Raw genomic sequence first — 22,901 nt, 5'->3', positions numbered from 1 at the left:
AAAATGACTTTAGATGAGCTATTGGCAACTACTAAATATGAAGAATTAGTATCTTCAACTAAACGGTCATTTCGTCCATTATCCCCACTGATTGATATCACTAACAATCCGATGACGGCATTGACTATCTTAGTCAATCTGACAGAGAAAGGGATATCCAACAAAAATCTTCTCTATAAAGAGCGTTGTAAAGAAAAACTGAGGGATCACAAATGGTGGGCTGCAGTCTTAAAACCAGCCCAATACCGTCACAGCCATAATGTTAAATTTCCTGATATTCGTTCTACAGGCACAATTCGAACAGTAGCACCTGATAACCTTCCGGCTTATTTCATCACGTCGAGCAAACTGCCTAACGTAGGATGGACTTACTCAAAGGATCCCTCTGATATCAATCGCTGTCTGTTTTTTACCTCTGAATTTTTATGGGCTGGACAACCATGCTGTTTAGCCAGAGCATTAACGGATAGTGAACACCCACTTTGGAGTACAATCAAAAAACTTGGGTGTTATGAGAAAAATAAAAAACTGGCAGCAAAGCTGCTTTCTCAAATCCCCGGCGAACTCATTGATGTTGATTTAACTGGTAATTACCTCAGCCAAGTTTCTTTTCCGGATGGTCAGGATAATTATCTGTCTTTCTCTCCCGTCGCATCTCAAGCTATGCAAAGTTGTGTTTATCAATCGCTAGAACAGCATTATCGGCAAACGGCTCTTATAGGCTTTGACCGAGCAACCAATATGGGGCTTCTTGCAGCCAGTTGTGGAGGACGATTTCGCCTGATTGAAACGAAACCGTACATCAAAGATAAACGACACCACTACATTTCAGAACAACCAAATTGGCTCACCAAAGAAGCTATTCTATCAATAGAGCAGTTCCTAAGATCGGAACAATGGCTAGTTACCCACAATGAAAAGCCACGTAATATGGCGATAGTAAAATCTTCCATTCGTTCTATGGTGAATCGCTGGTTAAGCTCTCGCACAAATACAGAAGCCCTGTCTCCGGCTGAGTTAGCGGAACAACTTAATAACGACATAGCTTCCAAACGTATTATAAAAAGATACGCTTACCAACCTAAGTTGACTCGGTTATTCATACAACTTATAGAAAGTCCTAGAGAAGATAACGCTTACAAAGAAGATAGAAAACCGACAACGAATAGTCAGTACCTTTTGATCCCTGAACTCAGAATCTCTGGAGGTTCTGCCATAAGTTCATCGGTTAGTGTAGGACTATTTTCAATGATGTCGCTTTATGGATTTATCCATGCGTTCGAACGGAATATGCAGCTTGCACTGACGAGTTTTACCATTGATAGTTTTGCCATATGCATCCATGACTATCACTTGGAAAAACGAGGGTTAACCAAAGAGCCGATTAAAAAGGCAAAAGTACGCAAAGATGAACAAGAAAAAATAGCACCTCCTGCTATCTATGATGATTATCAATTCGATAGTTGTATCAGTCTAATTATCAAAACATCAGAATCAAAAACTATACCCGCTGAAAAAATGGTGGCATTACTTCCAAAACGCTTTGCGAGGGGCACAATCCGATTGTCCATTGATGGCATTCAAGAAATAGGAGCGTTTCCCAAGCCATTACCCGCAATACAGGCAATAAAAAATCCACTTGGTAGTTGGCTGTCGTTTGAACCTGACTTGTCTTTAATATCAACTGATTCAATAGTCGATATAGCTACCAATCACAATAATTTATGGTTGACAGTGATGGGATACCAGTATTTAGAACCACCCACAACAAAACCTAGTTCGCTACGAGACTACCCTCATGCCCTTGTCGAAAATATCTTGGGATTTGTTAAGCCTAGAACCGTAACAAAATCGACCAATTTAGATGATCTATTTTGGCGTTATCAAATCCAACCATTTGGCGTCTGCTTACTACCAAGGAGTATCAAGTGAAGCTTCCTATCCATCTAGCCTATGAACGCTCAATTTCCCCTTCAGATGTTGCCTTTTTAGTCATTTGGCCAGATGGAAACAAAGAGCCACTGCCTTGTTACAGTCGCACAATCCTTGGCCTTAACGAAGGTTCACACGTTGGCTATGATGGTTCTGGCGACGTACGAAATAACTTAAAAATGAATACGCTGGTCGACGGCAATATTCATGAGTTGGACTATTGTTCTGTGCCATATGGAGCGAAATCAATAGAGTGTTGTTTCTCCGTTTCCTTTTCTTCTGAATTACTCAAGCCTTATAAATGTTCAGAGGCCAACGTAAAAAAGACACTTCGAGAATTTGTTAACCTATATAACCGACGCGTAGGGTTAGAAGAACTAATAATCAAGTACCTCACTAATATTGCACGAGGCACCTGGCTTTGGCACAACACTAAACGAAGTTATTGTGTCTCCATAGAAATTCGGCCATGGCCTTGGGAAGGAGAGCCAATTATCATTGATGATATACGCAAATATCTCAAAGGCGATAGATCGACCAACGACTTACTCAACTGGAACAAGCTGATTGAACAAGTAAAAGTAAGCGTCGATTTAACCCCACCTACTAATATTTCCGCATGCTCGGCATAGTGATTCCATAACTAAGGAGTCACCATGAACCCATCTAATAAACCTCAGTTCTGGGCTGAAATCATTGAACAGCAGAGCCAAAGTGAGTTATCCATTGTCGCGTTCTGCAAAGCAAATCAATTGACGGAACATACTTTTTATTACTGGCGTAAAAAACTTTACGGCGGGGGTCAACGTCAGCTTGTCCATCCTGTTGTGATCGAAGATAAACCGAAAATAAAAAGCAATATTCAATCGGTAGTGCTCTCACTACCAACAGGAATAACGGCTGAGTTGCCCGCTGAAATGCCAGCACACCAAATCCAGAACTGGTTACAGGCGCTGATGTGTTAACACCAAATTCGGGTATTTATCTGGTCTCTGGTATTACCGATATGCGTAAGTCCATTGATGGCCTGTCACTGATTGTTGCTGATGTACTGGACATGGATCCGTTCAGTGAAGCCTGGTTTATCTTCTGCAACCGTGGACGAGATAAAATCAAAATTCTCTTTTGGGATACCAATGGCTTCTGGCTTTATTACCGCCGACTGGAGAAAGGCCGCTTTAAATGGCCGAAACCAAATAAATCGGGTCACGTAGCTATTTCCAGACAGCAACTTCAGTGGCTATTATCAGGGCTTAATCTGGAGCATCCTAAGGCTCACCAGCCCTTATATGGTCTTGAAGTGTGAGCTAAAACCATGATCGATATAAAGGGCTTGAACGATCCTTTTCCCCTGTCAGACTAACAGCATAATCTTGACCAAGAGCCTGACAAATGAATGACCTTCCTGATGATGTAGAACAACTGAAAGCGATGCTGTTAGCGCTTCAGGAAGCCAACCTGGCTAAGGATAAACTGCTACAGGCTCAGCAAGAAGAAATGGCTGAGCTTAAAACACGGGTGGAACTTCTACTTGAGCAACTCAATCTCAGTAAATCCAAACGGTTCTCTTCCCAAAGTGAAAAGGTGGCTAAAGGTACCTTTAACGAAGCAGAGCAGCAAAATGCGCTGAACAAGCCAGAGCCGGCCCATCATAAAAAAGGACGTAAGCCTTTACCCGAAGAGTTAGAGCGGGAAGTTCAGGTGCATACGCTGAATGCGCCACACTGCGAATGTTGCGGTCATGAACTGCATAAGTGTGGCGTTGAGACTTCGGAAGAGCTGAAGATCATCCCTCAGAAAATCAGTGTGCTCCGTCATGAACGAACCAAATATGCTTGCCGCCAGTGCGAGCATACCGAAATCAGTAGTAAGATAGTGACAGCTCCAAAACCCGCTAGCATGATCCCCAAAAGTATCGGCAGCCCAGAAACCTTCGCCGCCATCGTTACAGCAAAATATGTGGATGCATTACCGCTATACAGACAGGTTGATATCCTCAAACGCGGTGATATCGATATCAGCCGAGGTACTTTGGCAAACTGGTGCGTTCAGTTAGGGAGTAAAGTTGAAGTCATTATCGACCAGATGAAAGCCCGTCTGTTATCAGAAAGCCTTATCTGCGCAGATGAAACCACGGTACAGGTGCTATCGGAGTCAGGCAAGACAGCTCAGAGTCAATCCTACATGTGGGTCTACCGAAGTGGCGAGTTCCATACGACTCCCGTAGTCATCTACGATTACCAACCGAGTCGAAGTGCAAATTGTGTAAAAACCTTCTTGGGTGACTACTCAGGGTATCTACTGTCAGATGGATATCCTGCCTATGACACACTGAAAACAGTAACACAAGCGGGTTGCATGGCACATGTGAGACGTAAGTTCACCGATGCTCAAAAAGCCCAACCAACAAAGAAAGTGGGCCGTGTAGAGAAAGCGTTGAACTATATTGGAAAACTCTACGGCATTGAACGGGAAGTCAGAGGGCTAAGTCCAGAAATACGACAGCAGATTAGGCAACAAAAATCCAGCCCCGTTCTTGATGAGTTCCACAAATGGCTGGTCGGAATCAAAGAAACACAATTACCGAAGGGAAAGCTCGGGGTTGCTATCAACTATACGATAAACCAGTGGCCAAAACTCCTTACCTATCTGGCAGACGGAAATATCAGCATCGATAATAACGTGACTGAAAGAGATGTGCGTCCGTTTACGACTGGGCGCAAAAATTGGATGTTCTCAACTTCAGTTAGCGGAGCAAAGGCCAGTGCAAACCTCTATAGCCTGGTCATGACTTGTCGTGCTAACGATATCAATCCGTACTTCTACTTCGTGCACCTGTTCAGGGAATTACCGAAGCGCTCTTCAAGTGATGATCTGACTGATCTTATGCCATGGAATGTAGAAATCCGTGAGGCTGAATAAGGCCTCACTGGTTAATTGAGCGTTTACTAACGAACAGCAATCGCCATCATCGGTGAGGGCCGGCGAAATGCCATCTTTGGTCACATCAAAAATTCGGGGAAGTTTAGTCTGGTCAGATGGTTCTGGTGAACTGGCCGTAGAAGAAAACGATACGTCGTTTAACTCGTTTACTTTGGGCATTTTAGAGAACGAGTTATAGAGGCGTTTTCCAGTTTATAAATTTGTAGTTACCCACCGTTCCCCACCAACCAACAGGATATATTTATTTACCTTATTCAAACATATTACCACCCTTGCGTCTTTGGTTTTTGGGTTTAACGTTACGATAATAGTCCTCCCACCCAATACCCTTTGGTGGCGGCCGCAACATATCTTCCGTTACCTTCACACCCTCATCAAAAGGATTTTTCCAAGTAATAGGTTTATCACCCGAGGTCAACTTCGATGCAAAAACAAAATCTTCTTCGGTGATCGCCGCATGCTGGTTATCAATTGCTTCAATAGATGCTTGATAAATGAGATTCCTCAATGAGCGCATGTTTCCTTGAGAGAATGCATACAATTTTTTCTGCAAACTTTCGTTAGCTAATCCAGCCTGTTTTTCAAAAGGTAAAGCTTTATCAAGGTACTCCAAAAAGGTTTTGAATACACCTTTACCTCCTTGATAACTGAAAGGTCGCAGTTCGAACTGAATGGAAAATCGTCCATGAAGTTGCGAATTAGCTTGTAGTACAACCTTTGAATATGGCATGCCGAAAAGAACGATTGGACATTTCGTTTTGTTGAGTATCCTTTTTAGCCAATTACCTACTTGCGTGAGAACCCGATTTGACCTTTCTTCGACTAAATGCTGGAACTCGTCGATAATAATCAACTTCACGCCAACGACCGGGATTAAATCAATCAGTTTTTTCGTCAATCTAGCTAAATCTGTTTCATAAAGCGCTAGCGGATCCCCCATTTCAACCAGCAACTCCCTGGCAGCATCCACCGGTTTCGCATTGTCCGGCAGCTCTATATGCAAGACTGGAATTATATCGCCCCCAACTTCAGAATCTCGCCTGTTTTGATTTAAATATTTTTTGATAATGGTCGTTTTACCGACACCCGAAGCACCATAGACCATCATGCAAGTAGGCTCAGAATCGAAGTCTGATAAATCTCTACATCTATCCATGTAGTATAAGATTTTCGTAACACTCGGCGTGGATACAAATGCTCTTTTTGCTTTTGAGATGCGTGCTTCTCGGGTTTCATTCATCTAATGATTTCTCAAACATAATCAATATCCCAATCTTCATTATCAAAAATTACAATTTCTTCTTCATGTTTCTGGGATGGGACAGGCTTGGCATCGCTGATGGACTTTGCTCTTGTGCTATTCTCTTGATGTCTAGCACCACGCCTCCGGGCACTGATTTTCTTAGTCTTAACAATTGAACGGTCAGCGATTTCTTCAATTCTTATCTCTGCATCAATTTCCTTGTCTTCGTCATATTCTGCTGAATTTAATTCTGCTTGATACTTCATATTGAATTTATGTTGCCAAAGAGACACTCTACTTGCATATTCGTAGTCTATCGCACTAACCGTGAAGTACTCGTTTAGATCTTCATCTAGCACCCAAATGACCGCCATACACTCCGGATTATATTTGAACTGAATTTTATGATTTCCTTTCTTACCCCTATACTCAGCTAAACGTTCACTACTGTATGTCAGTTCTTTATAAACAGTTACACCAGCTTTGGTTAGTTGTTTGTGATCAACAATAGCGAATTTAAAATCCAACTCATCTTTAGTTCCAGTAAACTCTTCAGGCTCCCATTCTTCACACCCTCTTTTCCATGCGACATTCGGACAGTTGGTACCTCTCTGATTAGGTTTTGTATGATATATATCTACCAACCAAATCAAGTAAATTTCTTTAATTTCATCTAGTGTAAGAGTGGCTTCACCGACTGAATCGTAACCTTCTCTCTGAAGGTGTTGGCTAAAAGCTTTCCCTGGTAAATCGTCGAGCAGAGAAGTATTGATAGTACCGTAGTTACGTTCGACATGCGGTTTATTGTCGGGCGTTTCGACTCTGTTTTGATGTACATTGATCAACATTGATTCACATGCTTTATCAAAAGCTTTCGACAAAAACTCTTTGCCATTATCAGTTACGAGTAAGTCAGGGATACCGTAACATAGCCATTCATTTTCTACTGAGTCAAACGGACTCAAAAGATCATCTTTCCGCAGTATTGCATTTTTAAGTGCGAGTGACACTGACACGTAGCTAGGTGGTTCAAACCCCAGGTAAAAACCAATAACTGCTTTGCTGTAACAATCAACTAATTGAGTAAGCCAAGGTCGGCCCAATGGCACGCGATGTTCTTCATGTACAGCAAAGAGATCCACTACCGTATGATCTATTTCAACCCTTTCAAGGACGTAAGAAGTCAATATCTTTTTTCCCATCCGACGGAACTCTCTTTTCGCGACTCGCTCGCCCTTCTTCGCAGCCAGTAATTCGAAAGGAGTCTTCTTTTTAACCCGTTTCCGAAGGGATTCATAAGTTGGGTATTTGTACTTCGTTCCATTGTTCAGATTATGCTGACGTAATTTCCTTCGCACGCGCCTGTAGGCACTTCTTATACGCACTTTTCTCCCAGAGATAACTCTGTCTACAGCTTGTTCCATCAGAGCATCAACGAATGTTGGTACTTTGGCTTTACTGTTACCCTTATTTTTATTCTTGGGAGCTAAGCTAACTGGGTTACAACCAGACGCTCTGAAAACTAACCACCACCGGTATATTGATATCGCACTTGGAATCTTCCTGTCGTGTAAACGTTGTAGTCCGACTCGATGCGGTTCGATAGTCTTTGGAATGATTCGTTCGCACTTACTTGCTAAATAACGAAGGATACTTAGACGAAAAGTAATCTGAGTGGCTATATTATCAGGAAATGCGGATATATCTTGATATGTTGCTTCGTCGACATCGTTGTCATCAACAACCCTATCATTCGGCTCAAGTTTTTCTTGCTGAAATGCTGACTTCCGATGAAAACTCGAAAATGATTTATTAGGCATAACAACCCAATTCAAATTCAGACTCGAGTGACAGAGGCGTCTCTAAGCTTGTTTGGAGTAAGTTTCGTGAGAGCAAATCACACAGGGACGGTAATATTTTTCTTCCATTTAGGCCAAGGTGGTGTCCTAAACTCTTTGCGGTTTGGGTACCATTCAATTTAAAGGTGGCAAGGAGAGTTTGATGAAAGTGATTCAAGTTATCTCTTGAAGCATATCGATGCAAAAGCTTAAGGTTACTAAATATGACCTCATGCAGTATTTCTTCCTCTGTAAACAGCTCTAGCTCCAAACCTGACTCAAACGCACCTTGAACTTTTGCTTCCCATTCACATTGAAATTCCTCTTTTGAGCTTTCCATATCGGACTTTACTTCGTACAACTTAAATTCACCGGTATCAAATTGAACTAGAAAGTCTGGAACATAAGTATGGATCTTACCATTAAGACAGTATGAAAATCTTATCGGCTGAGAACAAAAGCGCACTATGCTGGGCTCAAAATCAAAATGATAACAAGCAGCACATTCTAAAAAAGATTCTACTGTAACTCTTTTTCCCATCTTAGCACTGACGTAACGGTGTATGTTTTTCCCACGCGACTTAGTTAAGTTTCGAGCAGGAGTAACAAATGCACTTTCAAGTGCAATCAGGGTGGCAGTAGAAGGAGAAGGTAGAGCAGACATAATATTGCCTCTTCACGATTTTGTCGTAAACTTACATAAGTCTAGACTATGAAGAGGCAATATCAAGTTATGGTTGCACCAAATATCAATATATGGTTGTAAATATCACTTTATGGTTGTTTCAACAGATACAACCAAATTTCTCAGTTTACTCGCGGCCAAACAGGTTATTTTCTTGCTCTTGAACACGGATAAATGTGGTGCGCTTTGTGAGCTCTTTTAACTTAGCTGCACCGACATAAGTACAAGTTGAACGCACACCACCAAGAATATCAGAGATGGTGTCGTGAACGCTGCCACGGAAAGGTAGCAATACAGTTTTGCCTTCCGCTGCGCGGTATTTTGCAACGCCGCCAGAGTGCTTCGCCATTGCAGACTGTGACGACATGCCGTAGAACTTCATGTAGCTCACGCCCTCTTTTTCAAACACTTCGCCGCCAGACTCTTCATGGCCTGCTAGCATGCCACCAAGCATGACAAAATCAGCGCCACCACCAAAGGCTTTAGAAACGTCACCTGCGCATGTGCAGCCGCCATCACCAATGATACACCCGCCTAATCCATGCGCCGCATCGGCACATTCAATAATGGCTGAAAGCTGAGGATAACCAACACCTGTTTTCACGCGAGTGGTACAAACCGAGCCCGGGCCGATACCAACTTTTACGATATCCGCACCCGCTAGAATGAGCTCTTCGCACATGTCTCCGGTGACAACATTACCAGCTGAGATCACTTTATCTGGAAATTGCGCACGCACGCGTTGTACGTAATCGACCAAGTGCTCAGAGTAGCCGTTAGCAATATCAACACAAATGAAAATCAGATCGTCACTAAGCGCCATGATATCTTTGGTTTTTTGAAAATCAGCATCAGATGTGCCAGTTGAAACCATCACATGCTTAAGTGTTGATGCATCGGCGTTTTTAACAAACTCAGCCCAATCAGCTACTGAGTAATGTTTATGAACCGCTGTCATTACCTCATGTTCAGCAAGTGATTTTGCCATAGCAAAACTGCCTACCGAGTCCATATTCGCCGCAATAACAGGCACGCCGGACCATTGACGCCCACTATGCTTGAATGTAAAATCGCGGGTTAAATTTACTTGAGAACGGCTTTTTAGTGTTGAACGCTTAGGGCGAAACAGGACATCTTTAAAACCTAACTTAAGTTCTTGTTCGATACGCATTATGTAATTCCTTGATTAATTGACCATTTGTGTCTCTTTTGCAGAGTGCGTAGTACCTTCGTTGGCAGACGTCAGTACATTTTGGACACAAAAAAACCGGAGCGTTGGCAGACGCTCCGGTTTTCAGCATTATAGGCCCGGATTTCTTATCGGCAAGTCTGATATTTGCATTTTTTTTGTGGTACTATCTCGAAACTTTCATATCCGACACTTCTCAAGTTTATCTCTCTCAAATACTCATCGTGTAAATTTTTATTTTTCAATACGTTATTAAAAAACCCATCATTTTAGCAAAATCTTTCATACAATAAGCAAACGTTACCTCGTTCAGTATTGCGCCGAAAATGTGATGAAAATCACACTCATAAAAGAAGTGACTCAGACATTTCTATCGGCGACTTTTACAGATTGTGGTGAATTTTTATCATTAATCCATCCGTTTTCGATTTTAGTGACATCACCCCGCAACTCCTACCATCCCAAAGACATAGTTATTTTGTGGTTTATTTTCTGTGACATTAAGCGTATTTATAGGTGAAAACTATAAGTCTGATTAGGAAGATAATATGATCAACATTGCATTTTTTAGCGCAAAATCTTACGACGCGAGCTCTTTTTCGAAAATTAATGATGAGACACTCTTCTCGTTACACTTTCACGATTTTCGACTCACCCCAGCCACAGCCAAAATGGCCCAAGGATGCCGTGTGGTGTGCGCTTTTGTAAATGATGACTTAAGCCGCCCTGTACTAAGCCAATTATATGAAAATGGTACGCGGCTTATCGCAATGCGCTGCGCAGGGTTTGATAAAGTTGATCTTGATGCCGCAAAAGAGCTGGGCATTCAAGTGGTGAGAGTGCCCGCATATTCACCAGAATCGGTGGCAGAGCACACAGTAGGAATGATGATGTGTTTGAACCGCCGCTTTCACAAGGCATATCAGCGTACCCGAGACGCTAACTTCTCATTAGAGGGGTTGGTCGGGTTTAACTTCTTCGGTAAAACCGCGGGAGTTGTTGGCACAGGAAAAATTGGTATTGCCACAATGCGTATTTTGAAAGGGTTGGGAATGAAGGTACTGTGCTTCGACCCTTATCAGAACCCTCTGGCGATTGAACTCGGTGCAACTTACTGCAGCCTTGAGGAAATCTACCAACAAAGTGATGTGATTACGCTTCACTGCCCAATGTCGCCAGAGAACTACCATTTACTCAACAGCCACGCATTTTCCCAAATGAAAGATGGCGTGATGATTGTAAACACCAGCCGAGGTGAATTACTCGATTCAGTTGCAGCAATTGAAGCACTGAAACAAGGTCGTATCGGCGCTCTTGGTTTAGATGTTTACGACAATGAAAAGGATCTTTTCTTCCAAGATAAGTCGAATGATGTGATTGTCGATGATGTATTCAGACGCCTATCGGCTTGCCACAATGTACTATTTACGGGACATCAAGCCTTTTTGACTGAAGATGCGCTACACAATATCGCTCAGACAACTTTGGATAACATTCATGCCTTTGCAAACAATCAACGTTGCGGGAATGAGCTTGTAACGCTTGATTAATTGAACCCATCACTAACATGAAGCCTCCTTGATGAAACACCAAAAGGAGGCTTCGAAATCATTAACATCCTGATTCTATGAACGTATTTGTAAAGAGGCTAACGCTTCAGATGTGGCATCCTGTATTGATAAAAACAATGAGTTAATTTTACCCGTCGTGGTTCGCATCGGGTTTAAAGTAATGCTTTGGTACATATAATCGGCTTGCTGAGTGACAGGGCGAACATTACGACATTTGAAGAGATATGGGCGCTGCTGCCAAGTAATAAAACTACGACAGCCTAAGTCATACACAGGTTTAGTTTTGAGCTTAAACCACTCTTGGGGGATTTCAGGAAACAGTTCAAAAATGGTTTTACCAATCGCATCGTGCCCTTGAATACCACTGTGGTGTGTCATGAATCCATTCCAGACTTGTACTTCATAGTCACGATTAATCACGACAAGCCCCATATCGACATTCTGCACCATATCCACCATCCAGTGGAACTGTTCAAATTCTGCAGGGAGATTCATCGTTAAAAATCCTCCATCAAGTACGATAATTTATTGTCTAGCAACGGAAGAGACTCATCGACAAACATAAAGAGCAAGTCACAGCGGATCGTTGTTTGATCAATGTTGTAGCTCACTTCAAACGTCATCGTTTTTTTAAATGATCCAGCGGTTGAATTGATCACAGAGTCAATGGAGATGTGTTGCCCAAGCAATACTGGAGAGCTTTGAAAAAAACGCACCTCCGATTGCTCGCCTAATCCATTCAGAAAGGAACCAACTAATATGTTTGATACATCCATTAACAGTTCTAATTCTTCAAGCTCTTCACTGTCTGCTGGCACTTTCATTAATTTTTTCAGGTCAGAAACACTGGAATCACTCAAAAGCACTAGTGCTTCACCTGCAATGCCTTCACCGCTAAAGCCTTGACATACACCAGAAACTTGATCATTTTCCGCCAAGTCACGAAGTGCCATATGTAGCTCACTCACTTCAAAAATATTGACGTTTGGTAGCGGTAAATGAACAAATACATCAAAGTGTCGCGCCAGAGCATCTGCCGCTCGACCAATCGAAACGTTCGCAACTTCCATATAGATGTCACGACGTTTTAAGATAGGTAGTTCAATAGAGATAGGCGTAACGATACGAGGCTGTGTTGGCGGTTCGACTAACTCTCGTAGTACGCTATTTAACACGTCCTTATCAATCGGCTTTTGAATAAAAGCACGCGCCCCTAACGCCAATACTCGCTCTTTCGCTTTCGGCTGTATATCACCAGAAACAACAACAACAGGCGTTGTCATCCCTCTGCGTTGCATCTCTTCTAGCGTCCCGTAGCCGTCCAGTTCAGGCATAGTTAAATCGAGGAACATTAATTTAAAATCATGCTCTTCAAGATTTTTGATGCCATCTAAACCATGGACTGCGAAAGTAATATCGGCGTTTAGAGAGGCGGGAAGTGAACGAGCCATCTGCTTCCGAGCCAGTGCAGAGTCATCACAGATGAGTACGGGGAAAGACATGTAATCACCTTCTATTTATTAATTCGATAAATAGAGTGTATACCTAAACCTCGCGTAGATGCGAGTTGCGCAAAAAATTAATTAAAAAGTTTTAGGGATTATAAAAGGCTACACACTCAAGCGAAACATCGGTTAGCAAACAGCAATGTTCGCTCATTTCAACCTCATAGTGAGGGCCAGAAGGTCAGTACAGCAATCCGCAACACAATAGCGGTAACAATGAATGCCACTCCCAAGCGGTACCACTTATATTCCTCAATTGACATGGGAATGCGACGATAAAACATCGTGATGACACCTTTCCAGTCATGGCTACGTTTACCATACCGCACAATACTCGTCAGAATAAAAATGATGCCCAGTATTAAGATAACTTTCTCTGCCCAAAATAATCCGATGCCCATAGTACTTCCTTGTTCAGGAGATAAATAATCATTGCCAACAGTGTATATCGAAAAGATGAGTGCCACTCTTGGACAAAAGTCTAAAGTGCAAAAGCACCAAAAGGGCCCAGTGAGGAAGCCCTTTTGCATTAACAGAAATAATTTAGTTCACTATCACATTAACCATCTTACGCGTAAGTTACGCATAAAGACGCTATGTATTAAGTGCGCTACGCGTGATGCGCCGTTGTTTTAGAGATTGCAGATGTTAATTTATCTCGATAACTGAACCAGATGTATGTCACGACAATAGAGAAGAAGAGATACGACAAAGCAAAGATAAAAGGCGATGTGATCAATTGCGCCGATATCCCCCACGCAACACCGATAATGGTCACTGTCAATTTAGCAAGAAGCCCACAGATGAGAAGAAAAAGGGCAAACTCCGGCACTTTAGTACTTCGAAAAGCAAACCAGTAACAACTGCCTACTGCGAGTGACGCGATGTAAAGTCCAAGCAAAAATGAATGAAAGTGATCAGCAGAGGCCACACCCGCCGAGACAGACGCCATTAAAATCAGTATTAGTTTCATGTTGTAAACCTCTCTTTTTATGAGAAAGTATCCATTCATTTTCGAAAACTCAGTTTACATACATTTTCCTCCATTAAATAAGAATTTCAAGTTCAAAAAATAAGCAACTTTTCCTTATTGGCTTAGAATAAAATAATTGTTAATCAGTGGTTAAAAACAGAAAACCCGAAAATTAGATGGGACACGGCATTACCCAAAAAAACACTTCAAAATGGAACTATTTGTAACAAATATTTAACCGAGTAAATATTTCATTGAAAGTACAAATTTGTGATGTGTACAGCGCAACGTTCCGAGTTGTCGCCAAAACAACTTAAAGATGCTATTTGATAGGGAAAAATTGCCTCAGTTTTGAGGAGAATCATTCAGCCAAAAAAGAGAGCCATTAAATAGGAAAGTAAACCTAACCCTTCTCCTCACTCAATGAACGTTGGCCAGTAATAAACGGCTTCAACCATCGAACTCATCTGACCACTAACTCTGGCTAAAACTTCAACTATGTCAATGGGTAATAGAATATTAATGTTAATTTCAAGCCTCATCATAAGAAAATGCAACATAGAGCATAAAACCTAACAATTTTAAGAAAGTTTTTCGAGTTTTATCGAGTTATGATTGACAAGATAAAAGTTTGAACTAGACTTTGCACTAGCTAGAAAGCAGTTCTTTGTATACACATACGTCTCGTTGGATTACTTGTAACTCCCCCGTCGTGTCGTACGCAATAGCAATCTACTTTTCCACGCTATCCGCGCCGTATTCGGCTGTAAAATTTTTTTTGATTTTGGGTATAAAAATGGCTAACACAGTTACTGGTACAGTAAAATGGTTCAACGAAACTAAAGGTTTCGGTTTCATTCAACAAGAAAACGGTCCAGACGTATTCGCACACTTCAGCCAAATTAAAGGTGACGGTTTCCGCACTCTTGCTGAAGGTCAAAAGGTAGAGTTTGAAGTAGCTCAAGGTCAAAAAGGCCCTCAAGCTGAAAACATCCGCCTAGTATAATTTTTTTACTAAGTATTCTAATAGCCAGCAATTTGCTGGCTATTTTCGTTTTTACCTCTTGGCATTCTTCCAATGGCTCTTAAACCGACAATCTATAAGTTCCGTATTGCGCTGACGGATACTAATCGCGATCATTATGACTCTTTAAATCTCACCATTGCTCAGCATCCTTCAGAAAGCAACGAACGAATGATGGCGCGCATTTTAGCGTTTTGTCTTAATGCTTCACCCGAGCTAACATTTACTAGAGGACTTTCTTCCATTGAAGAACCTGATCTCTGGCTAAAATCATTAGATGACCAAATTCAGCTCTGGATTGAAGTCGGAGAACCCGATGCTGATCGCATTAAAAAAGCCACACGGCTTGCAAAACAGGTGAAAGTCTACAGCTTTAACACGAAATCACAGGTTTGGTGGGAGCAGAACAAGGGAAAGTTCTCTCACCTCAATGTCGATCTATTTCGCTTTGATGCTGCAGCGATTGAAAAACTCTCTACTTCCTTGAACCGAGGTATGGATATTTCAGTGATGATTAGTGGCTCTTCTATCTTTATTGATAGCGATAGCCATTCCGATGAAATTACTTGGCAAGCACTACAAATAAAAAGTGAGCATTAATTCCCAGCCCACTTTTCAGTATCTATACCCAAACAACTTGAAGTTGCAGGTAGACGGCAAGTGAGCTCATCCCCATGAGCATAGATAAACTATGTGATTGGGGTAAGCGAACGTAACCAACACCGCTGCAGCTTTAAATGGGAAGGGTATAGGCCCTTAAAAGAGCCTAGATTGAGATAGCGCTTTATACTTTATAAATAGGCGTGTGGACCAAAGACTTCGTAATGGATACGCTCTCTTGCTACGCCAAGCAATTCAAGCTGTTCAACAATGAACTGCATAAAACCAACGGGGCCACAGATATAAAAATCCCCCTGTGTTAGCGGCAGTTGCTCGCAAACTTCATGCAAGATCATAGAACCTTGCTTGGCTGGTGTTTGCTCACTTTCCAGATACCAGACCACTTGCTGCCATGATGGATGCACCGCCATTAATGTCGCGGTTTCATCAATAAAGGAGTGTTGTGATAAATTGTTGCAAGCATGCAGATACGTCACCTCTTTTTTTCCTACTGACGCAAGCTGTTGAAGTATGGCTTGCATTGGTGTTGCCCCGACACCTGCAGAGATAAGTACAACGGGAGCGAGCTTCTCAACATAGAAAAAATCACCCGCTGGCGCATAAAGTTTCACTCGACTGCCTTTTTCAACGTAATCATGTAAATAGTTAGAGACTGTCCCAGGATGTCCAGTATCCACGCCTTCACGCTTCACAGAAATGCGGTAGTTTTTTCCATTGGGTTTTTGTGACAAGGAATATTGACGAATTTCACTGTATGACGCACCTTCCGGCTTAAGTTCAATCCCAATATACTGACCAACCTGATAATCTAATACTGCTTTGCCATCAGCAGGCTCAAAGATAAAGCTAGTGACGAATTCAGACTCTTTCACTTTATCTTGCAACACAAACTCACGCGCATTCTCCCAACCACCGATCGCCTGCTTACGCTGTAAATACAACTCCCCTTCTCTATCAATAAAGACTTGCGCTAAAAAGAGATAAGCCGCCGTCCATGCTGCTTCAACGTCAGGAGTAAAGGCATCGACAGCAAGCTCTCGCAACGTTTCAATAAGGTGATGACCGACGATTTGATAGTGCTCTGGCTGAATGTTAAAGCTGGTGTGCTTTTGGGCAATACGTTCCACTGCACTGGTTAATGCGGCGAGATTTTCAATATTTTTCGCATACGCGGCAATCGCCTCAAACAGTGCAACGCCCTGACGGCCAGTATGTTGATGGGTCATATTAAAAATATCTTTTAGCTCAGGATTGTGAGTAAACATTCTCTGATAGAAATGAGCCGTAAGCGCTGGTCCGGCAGATTCAAGTAAAGGAATGGTACTTTTGACAATGGCGATGTGTTGATTATTGAGCATATTGAGCTTTCTCCTCAGATTTTATAAATGGCGAATTAGATTCGCTCTGATACTGAAGCTTGTATAGCACAAAGCGTACCAACGTTAATCTATTGATTTTTAAATAAAAAATAAAAAATCATTAAATGATCAGGTCAAAATAACACTTCAAAAAATGTCATTATGACACTACAATATCCAAAAACATCACCTGAGTGCTTACCATGCAAGATTTTTCCATCTCTACCTTGATTGAAATGACCATAGGACTCGCAAGTGGTTTGAACGATCAAGATAGATTCAATCGCCTGCTTGATGCGATTCGTAAAACCATTCAATGCGACTGTGTGATGCTGCTTTCACGCCAAGGTGATTTGTTAATCCCCCTTGCGATGCAAGGCTTGACTCGCGATACCTTAGGCCGACGCTTTTTAATTGATGAACATCCCCGCTTTCGTGAGATTTGCCACGCTGATGGGCCGGTTATTTTCGATGCGAATTCATCACTACCCGATCCTTTCGATGGTTTATTAATGGATCATGATGGCGACCTTCCCATGCACTCTTGTATGGGCCTGCCCCTTTTGTTTGGTGACAAACTACTCGGTATCTTGACGCTTGATAGCCTTAATCCCAACATGTTTGAGCATATTCCCAAACGCAGCCTAGAAGCGTTGTCGGCAATCGCGGCCTCTACCTTGAAAATGGCACTGACCTTTTCTCAACTTGAAGCACAAGCCAAACAATCACAGCAACGCTTAGAAGAGCTGAATGAAGAAGCATGGGACAGAGAAGGTGGAGAGATCATCGGTTCAAGTACGTCGATGCTGGCCATGAAAGCCGATTTGGAAGTGGTCGCCCCTTCTAATTTCAACATTTTAATCCATGGTGAAACGGGTGTCGGTAAAGAGCTGGTCGCACGAACACTGCACCAACTATCAGCGCGTAAACGCCAACCTCTTATTTATGTCAACTGCGCCGCAATTCCAGAAAACTTGGTCGAAAGTGAACTATTTGGGCATGTCAAAGGAGCCTTTACTGGAGCAGAACGGCATCGCTTAGGCAAGTTTGCATTAGCCGACGGTGGAACCTTATTTCTCGATGAAATCGGTGAACTGCCACTGGCTGCCCAAAGCAAGATTTTACGTGCATTGCAGAACAATGAAATTCAGCCCGTAGGACAAGATCATGTCCAAACTATTGATGTACGGATATTGGCAGCGACAAATCGAGATTTAAAGCAAGAGGTGGAAGCGGGAAGATTCCGAGCCGATCTTTACCATCGACTCAGCGTATACCCTGTTCATATCCCTCCGCTAAGAGAGCGAAATGGTGACGTTACCTTGTTGGCAGGTTATTTTTTAGAGCAAGCGCGTCGCAAGCTCGGTATCACACAGCTCAAAATCGATCCCAACGCACTGGCTGGGTTACTCAACTACTCATGGCCCGGTAATGTTCGCGAATTAGAACACGTGATCAACCGCGCAGCGCTGAAAGCACGAGCCAGACAAGGCTTACAAGCGTTGATCACCGTCAACAGCTACGACATAGGCGAGTTAGATTTCAGCCTACCTCTGGTTAACACGCAAAGTACGTTGAGCGACACAGAAACCACAGCGAAGGTGTGGCAACGTGGGCTGCGAGAAGCAACGGATGAATATCAGCGTAAATTGATCAGTGAAGCATTGACCCAATCCGATTTCAATTGGGCAAAAGCGGGAAGATTATTGCAAGTGGATCGCGCGAATCTCACTCGGCTTTCAAAACGCTTAGGGATTTCGGTGAAAAAAACACACGCAATTGAGCGTTAATCTCACTTTCATCACTAATATATCTTTTCTCACCCAAACAGTAATTGCAGGTAAGACGCTCACCATACTGTGTGAGCGCTCATTATTCGGCGGTTAGCTACCCACTTTACTCGGCAGCACTTCTGTTGCAACTAAAGCGCGTGGAAATGCGTTTTCATATGCTTGCATAAAGTCTTGGCGGATCAGTTGCTCTAAATGGTTGGCCCGCTCTGTTGGGCAAAAAATCATGAAATGCACGATCTGTTCTCCTGCGGCTGCGCTGCTGATCTGAATGTGCGGCTCAGCACTGGGTAAATCTACACCCGCATGTTTTTCAATCATGCTGTTATAGCGCCTTGCAACATCAATAAAGTGGGCAAAGTGGCTCTCAATCTTTTCATGCATAATCGGTAATAAAGGATACAAATTTACAAATTCAGGCACTACTATCGAAAAGTTATGAAACACATAACGCTTCATAAAATTAAGGTTTTTTACCGGAAACGAGAAGAACATACTGTTTGGCAAGGTCGCGGTTTTTCCAGTGTAGTGGTATTGACCATGATTCAAGTCGATTTCTTGGATCACGGTTGCCATCAAGTTGTGTTCGATCACTTCACCGCTCAGTTTTCCGACTTCAATCCAATCCCCGATACGAAATGAGCGAGAGCTCGCTCGCTGAATTGAACCCGTAAAACACAAGATGATCTCTTTTGATGCGACTACAATGGCGACCGCTATCGCAGTCACTGACAGTGCAAATTCGTTGATCTCCGATTGCCACAATACGAAGAGGATGACCAAAGTAAACGCAAAGGTGCCATTCTTGGTGCGTGACATCCATTTACGCTGCTTTTCGGTAATCAGTGCGACATCGCCACGAATTTGAGAAAGCACAACTCGCCGCGTCAAAATAATCAACGTTATGATTAAAATACTAAACACCAATTTATGAGTGATAAGAAAGTCCCACACCGCGACCACTTTCTCCATATCAATCCCCTTCTTTTATTTTTATGCATAATGAGCAGCAACACATCTAAGCCACTAGAGAGCAGCAGATTGAGATCGTGTTAGAAATTTTAGAAAGGTATTGTAACTGAGTGAATAGTTAACGTCGGCATAAGGCGCAATTATTATGCGCCCTGTCATAGCTTTGGAAGAGAAACTCCCTTTGAGATTGGCGAAAGGAAAGGTTTGTTATCAGTGTTGATTCGCCAACGCTGTCTTTTCAGCCAGTTTTACAATCACGTTTACCGCTTGTTCCATCCCTTCAATGGTAATGAACTCATGAATACCATGAAAATTATAACCGCCAGTGAAAATATTAGGGCATGGCAGGCCCATGAATGAGAGCCTCGCACCATCCGTACCACCTCGAATAGGTTTGATCAGCGGTTCAACATCACAAGCAATCATGGCTTGTTTAGCCAGTTCAATGACTTGTGGATGAGGCTCGACCATCTCTTTCATATTGAAATAGCTGTCCGTCACAACCAACTCAACTCGTCCTTTCTCAAGACGGGCATTTAACTGGTCCACTTGCTGCTGCATAAACGCTTTACGAGCTTCCAAGCCTTCTCGTTCAAAGTCTCTAATAATGTAACCCAAGGTTGAGCGAGCCACACTCATCTCTGCGGATTTTAAATGGTAAAAGCCTTGATAGCCCTGCGTGGTCTCTGGGGTTTGATCGGCTGGCATCATAAGCTGAAATTGTGCGGCGATGTTGATGGCATTCACCATTTTATCTTTCGCGGTCCCAGGGTGAACATTCACGCCATAGCAAATAACATCGGCGCTCGCCGCATTGAAATTCTCATACTCCAACTCACCCACCGGGCCACCATCAATGGTATAAGCCCACTGTGCGCCAAACTTCTCCACATCAAATAAGTCCGCGCCCCGGCCGATCTCTTCATCGGGAGTGAAACCGATACAAATATCACCATGTGCGATGCTTGGGTCGGCAATTAACCTCTCAATGGCCGTCATAATTTCAGCGATGCCTGCCTTATTATCGGCACCAAGCAGTGTGGTGCCGTCAGTCGTGATCAGATTGTAACCATGCAGTTGATGCAAATCCGGGTATTGAACAGGTGACAGCACCTCATCCCCTTTACCTAAAGCAATGTCTCCGCCTTGATAATTCTCCACAATTTGCGGCTTAACGTGTTTGCCTGACGCGTCTGGCGCGGTATCCATATGTGCAATAAAACCAATCGCAGGAACAGGGTAATCAACATTCGATTGCAACTTCGCCATAACATAGCCGTGTTCATCAACCGTAGCATCGGTTAAGCCTAATGCGATTAATTCTTCATGCAGTGTATGGGCAAACGTCATTTGCCCTACGGAACTCGGGCAACGGCGGCTGGCAGGGTGAGATTGAGTATCAAAAGAGACATAACGCAAAAAGCGTTCAACAAGATTTTCCATAGCAAGCACTCAATAAGTTAGCATGTCAGCGTATCGCCTATGTTGGGATACGCAGTTAATTGCAAGCTATACTACGCGCTCATCAGAAACGGAATTTGCTATAAATCAGCTTTTCAGCAATTACTGAGGTGTCAATCATTCAAAAAAGGGATCAAAAATGCCCACCGCAGTGAGCATTGAGAGAAGCAAACAGGGCGTTTAAAGCAGAATGAAAATGCCCGCTAGACATGCACTCATTAAGTTAGCTAGCGTACCTGCAATCACCGCTTTAATACCTAAATTCGCGACTTCTGCACGGCGTTCAGGAGCGATAACCCCGATAGAGCCTAATTGGATCGCGATAGAACCAATATTGGCAAAGCCGCACAGAGCAAAAGTAATAATAACTTGGGTGTGTTCCGATAACAGCGCTTTGTGGTCAACAAAATCAATGAAAGCCACAAATTCGTTCATAACCACTTTTTGCCCAATGTAAGAGCCCGCCATCAAGACTTCATGGCTTGGTACACCAATCAGCCAAGCCAGTGGTGAAAATAGATAACCGAACAGCAGTTGTAAGGTAATGCCGTTCAAACCCAATAACTCACCGAAACTTTCAAGCCCAGTGTTAACCATCGCAATCACGCTCACAAATGCAACCAGCATTGTACCGACGGCCACCGCCACTTTCATGCCATTCATCGCCCCGCTCGCCAGTGCGTCAATCACATTACTTTCTTGCGCTTTATCCATCTCAATATTGGTTTGATCAAGTGGAACATCGCGCTCTGGTACGATGATTTTTGCCATCATCAAACTGCCGGGTGCCGCCATAAAACTGGCTGCAATAAGGTATTTAAGCTCAACACCTAGACCGGCATAGCCACCCAACACGCTACCTGCGACAGAGGCCATGCCTCCGGCCATGACAGCAAACAGTTCTGAACGTGTCATGCGCGACAAAAAGGGACGCACAAGCAGTGGTGATTCACCTTGTGAAAGGAAAATGTTACCCGTAGCAACCAGAGATTCTGCTTTGCTCGTACCTAAAAATTTTTGAATACCACCACCGATAAACTCGATGACTTTTTGCATGATACCAAGGTAATAAAGGGCAGAGATAAGAGCGCTGAAGAAAATGATGATAGGCAGAACACGAACAGCAAAAATAAATCCGGAATCGGCTAAATCACCGAATAGAAAGCGGATTCCTGCATCGGCGAAACCCAGCAAACTCGACACACCGCCGCTGATGCTGGCTAGTGCGCTTTGTCCCCATGGGAAGTAGAGCACCAGCGCGGCAAAACCAACTTGCAGCAATAAAGCACGTGATACGGTTTTCCAATTGATGAAAGATCGATTTTCAGAGAGCAGGTAGGCGCAAGCGATCAGCGCTAAAATGCCGACGAGGCCAAAAAGAATATTCATTGTATTTACCTAGTTTGAAATTTGGAAATAAGGGTAGAACCAAAAAACTTGGCAAAGGAGGAATCATTGTCCTTTTGTACAACAAAAGCGTGACAAAAAGAGGGGTATGCGAACATATTGTTCATCTAAGATCACCTTATACAAGCAGAGGAACTTAGCTGGTCCAGTCCTTGGGGTCATTCACATTTCCGTGTGACGGCTTGTATGGGTTGAGCACCGGCTCATAACCGGGCGGAAAGTATAGCGAACAAAATGAGAGTTTCATCACATATTTTTACGCAAACGTTCAAGCGCTCATTTATTCGACAGTTATTCTAAAAAAACATCAAACACAGGCAAGATTGGATGGAAAACAAACAAAAAAAATATGGAATTTTCATCACAAATTTAAACTAATTTAACTATAT

21 protein-coding genes are annotated in these 22,901 nt (G+C 42.9%); 9 read left to right on the top strand and 12 right to left on the bottom strand.

What is annotated here, in order from left to right; genetic code table 11:
* Positions 1–3: 3 nt before the first annotated feature.
* The 5 genes from NB504_RS02760 (at position 4) to tnpC (ending at position 4,854) form a co-directional block, all read left to right on the top strand.
* Entirely contained in the window at positions 4–1,932 is a 1,929-nt protein-coding gene (locus NB504_RS02760; protein WP_258428214.1) for a type I-F CRISPR-associated protein Csy2, read from the top strand.
* Positions 1,929–2,564 (top strand): type I-F CRISPR-associated protein Cas7f/Csy3, encoded by a 636-nt coding sequence (locus NB504_RS02755; RefSeq protein ID WP_258428213.1) that lies wholly within the window; start codon positions 1,929–1,931, stop codon positions 2,562–2,564. Before NB504_RS02760 ends, NB504_RS02755 begins: the two co-directional genes overlap by 4 nt.
* Before the next feature lie 24 nt (positions 2,565–2,588).
* Positions 2,589–2,897 carry an IS66 family insertion sequence element accessory protein TnpA gene (tnpA, locus tag NB504_RS02750; RefSeq protein WP_194575626.1) on the top strand — a complete coding sequence of 103 codons (309 nt, stop codon included), beginning with the start codon at positions 2,589–2,591 and terminating at the stop codon, positions 2,895–2,897.
* Entirely contained in the window at positions 2,891–3,238 is a 348-nt protein-coding gene (tnpB, locus tag NB504_RS02745) for an IS66 family insertion sequence element accessory protein TnpB (protein ID WP_168524632.1), read from the top strand. Before tnpA ends, tnpB begins: the two co-directional genes overlap by 7 nt.
* Before the next feature lie 86 nt (positions 3,239–3,324).
* Positions 3,325–4,854, top strand: a complete 1,530-nt coding sequence (gene tnpC / locus NB504_RS02740; protein WP_258428212.1) for an IS66 family transposase — start codon at positions 3,325–3,327, stop codon at positions 4,852–4,854.
* A 271-nt stretch (positions 4,855–5,125) separates the two neighbouring features.
* Here the strand turns inward: tnpC and NB504_RS02735 are convergent, their stop codons facing one another.
* The 4 genes from NB504_RS02735 to NB504_RS02720 form a co-directional block, all read right to left on the bottom strand.
* Complete coding sequence (locus tag NB504_RS02735; RefSeq protein ID WP_258428211.1) at positions 5,126–6,115, bottom strand: TniB family NTP-binding protein; 990 nt, start codon at positions 6,113–6,115, stop codon at positions 5,126–5,128.
* 11 nt (positions 6,116–6,126) lie between these two features.
* The gene (locus NB504_RS02730) at positions 6,127–7,938 is read right to left on the bottom strand and encodes a DDE-type integrase/transposase/recombinase (RefSeq protein ID WP_258428210.1); all 1,812 of its coding nucleotides are present in this window, start codon (positions 7,936–7,938) and stop codon (positions 6,127–6,129) included.
* Positions 7,931–8,620, bottom strand: a complete 690-nt coding sequence (locus NB504_RS02725) for a TnsA endonuclease N-terminal domain-containing protein (RefSeq protein ID WP_258428209.1) — start codon at positions 8,618–8,620, stop codon at positions 7,931–7,933. The genes NB504_RS02730 and NB504_RS02725 overlap by 8 nt, the downstream gene beginning before the upstream one ends.
* A 148-nt stretch (positions 8,621–8,768) precedes the next feature.
* Positions 8,769–9,812, bottom strand: coding sequence for a GMP reductase (locus NB504_RS02720; protein WP_258428208.1), 1,044 nt, complete (start codon positions 9,810–9,812; stop codon positions 8,769–8,771).
* Positions 9,813–10,378: 566 nt separating this feature from the next.
* Here NB504_RS02720 and NB504_RS02715 point away from each other — a divergent pair.
* Positions 10,379–11,380 carry a 2-hydroxyacid dehydrogenase gene (locus NB504_RS02715; RefSeq protein WP_115340297.1) on the top strand — a complete coding sequence of 334 codons (1,002 nt, stop codon included), beginning with the start codon at positions 10,379–10,381 and terminating at the stop codon, positions 11,378–11,380.
* A gap of 75 nt (positions 11,381–11,455) precedes the next feature.
* On the opposite strand, the gene NB504_RS02710 is transcribed toward NB504_RS02715, so the two are convergent.
* The 4 genes from NB504_RS02710 to NB504_RS02695 all read right to left on the bottom strand — a co-directional run bounded on the left by NB504_RS02710 (position 11,456) and on the right by NB504_RS02695 (position 13,879).
* A complete protein-coding gene (locus NB504_RS02710; protein WP_019281664.1) occupies positions 11,456–11,896 on the bottom strand; it encodes a PAS domain-containing protein in 441 nt (146 codons plus the stop codon).
* Between the two features lie 2 nt (positions 11,897–11,898).
* Positions 11,899–12,903: a response regulator gene (locus NB504_RS02705; protein WP_258428206.1), complete on the bottom strand. Its 1,005-nt coding sequence runs from the start codon at positions 12,901–12,903 to the stop codon at positions 11,899–11,901.
* Between the two features lie 164 nt (positions 12,904–13,067).
* Positions 13,068–13,307, bottom strand: a complete 240-nt coding sequence (locus NB504_RS02700) for a hypothetical protein (RefSeq protein WP_017046015.1) — start codon at positions 13,305–13,307, stop codon at positions 13,068–13,070.
* Between the two features lie 209 nt (positions 13,308–13,516).
* The gene (locus tag NB504_RS02695; protein ID WP_258428205.1) at positions 13,517–13,879 is read right to left on the bottom strand and encodes an NADH:ubiquinone oxidoreductase; all 363 of its coding nucleotides are present in this window, start codon (positions 13,877–13,879) and stop codon (positions 13,517–13,519) included.
* 796 nt (positions 13,880–14,675) lie between these two features.
* On the opposite strand from NB504_RS02695, the gene NB504_RS02690 reads away from it, so the two are divergent.
* Both NB504_RS02690 and NB504_RS02685 read left to right on the top strand, forming a co-directional pair.
* Entirely contained in the window at positions 14,676–14,885 is a 210-nt protein-coding gene (locus NB504_RS02690; RefSeq protein WP_010318975.1) for a cold-shock protein, read from the top strand.
* A 72-nt stretch (positions 14,886–14,957) separates the two neighbouring features.
* Entirely contained in the window at positions 14,958–15,503 is a 546-nt protein-coding gene (locus tag NB504_RS02685; RefSeq protein ID WP_013868041.1) for a YaeQ family protein, read from the top strand.
* Between the two features lie 191 nt (positions 15,504–15,694).
* Here NB504_RS02685 and hmpA read toward each other — a convergent pair whose 3' ends face one another.
* The gene (gene hmpA, locus NB504_RS02680) at positions 15,695–16,882 is read right to left on the bottom strand and encodes an NO-inducible flavohemoprotein (protein WP_405054799.1); all 1,188 of its coding nucleotides are present in this window, start codon (positions 16,880–16,882) and stop codon (positions 15,695–15,697) included.
* Between the two features lie 203 nt (positions 16,883–17,085).
* Here hmpA and norR point away from each other — a divergent pair, with 203 nt between their 5' ends.
* Positions 17,086–18,672: a nitric oxide reductase transcriptional regulator NorR gene (norR, locus tag NB504_RS02675; protein ID WP_258428204.1), complete on the top strand. Its 1,587-nt coding sequence runs from the start codon at positions 17,086–17,088 to the stop codon at positions 18,670–18,672.
* 93 nt (positions 18,673–18,765) lie between these two features.
* Here norR and NB504_RS02670 read toward each other — a convergent pair whose 3' ends face one another.
* The 3 genes from NB504_RS02670 to NB504_RS02660 form a co-directional block, all read right to left on the bottom strand.
* A complete protein-coding gene (locus NB504_RS02670; protein WP_170894879.1) occupies positions 18,766–19,644 on the bottom strand; it encodes a mechanosensitive ion channel family protein in 879 nt (292 codons plus the stop codon).
* 210 nt (positions 19,645–19,854) lie between these two features.
* Positions 19,855–21,087, bottom strand: coding sequence for a peptidase T (gene pepT / locus NB504_RS02665; RefSeq protein ID WP_258428203.1), 1,233 nt, complete (start codon positions 21,085–21,087; stop codon positions 19,855–19,857).
* 198 nt (positions 21,088–21,285) lie between these two features.
* The gene (locus NB504_RS02660; protein WP_013868046.1) at positions 21,286–22,494 is read right to left on the bottom strand and encodes a NupC/NupG family nucleoside CNT transporter; all 1,209 of its coding nucleotides are present in this window, start codon (positions 22,492–22,494) and stop codon (positions 21,286–21,288) included.
* Between the last annotated feature and the right edge of the window lie 407 nt (positions 22,495–22,901).

The sequence above is a fragment of the Vibrio sp. RM-69-4 genome (assembly GCF_024743775.1).
Taxonomy (GTDB): Bacteria; Pseudomonadota; Gammaproteobacteria; order Enterobacterales; family Vibrionaceae; genus Vibrio; species Vibrio anguillarum.
This window is presented reverse-complemented; position numbering and strand designations above follow the sequence as displayed.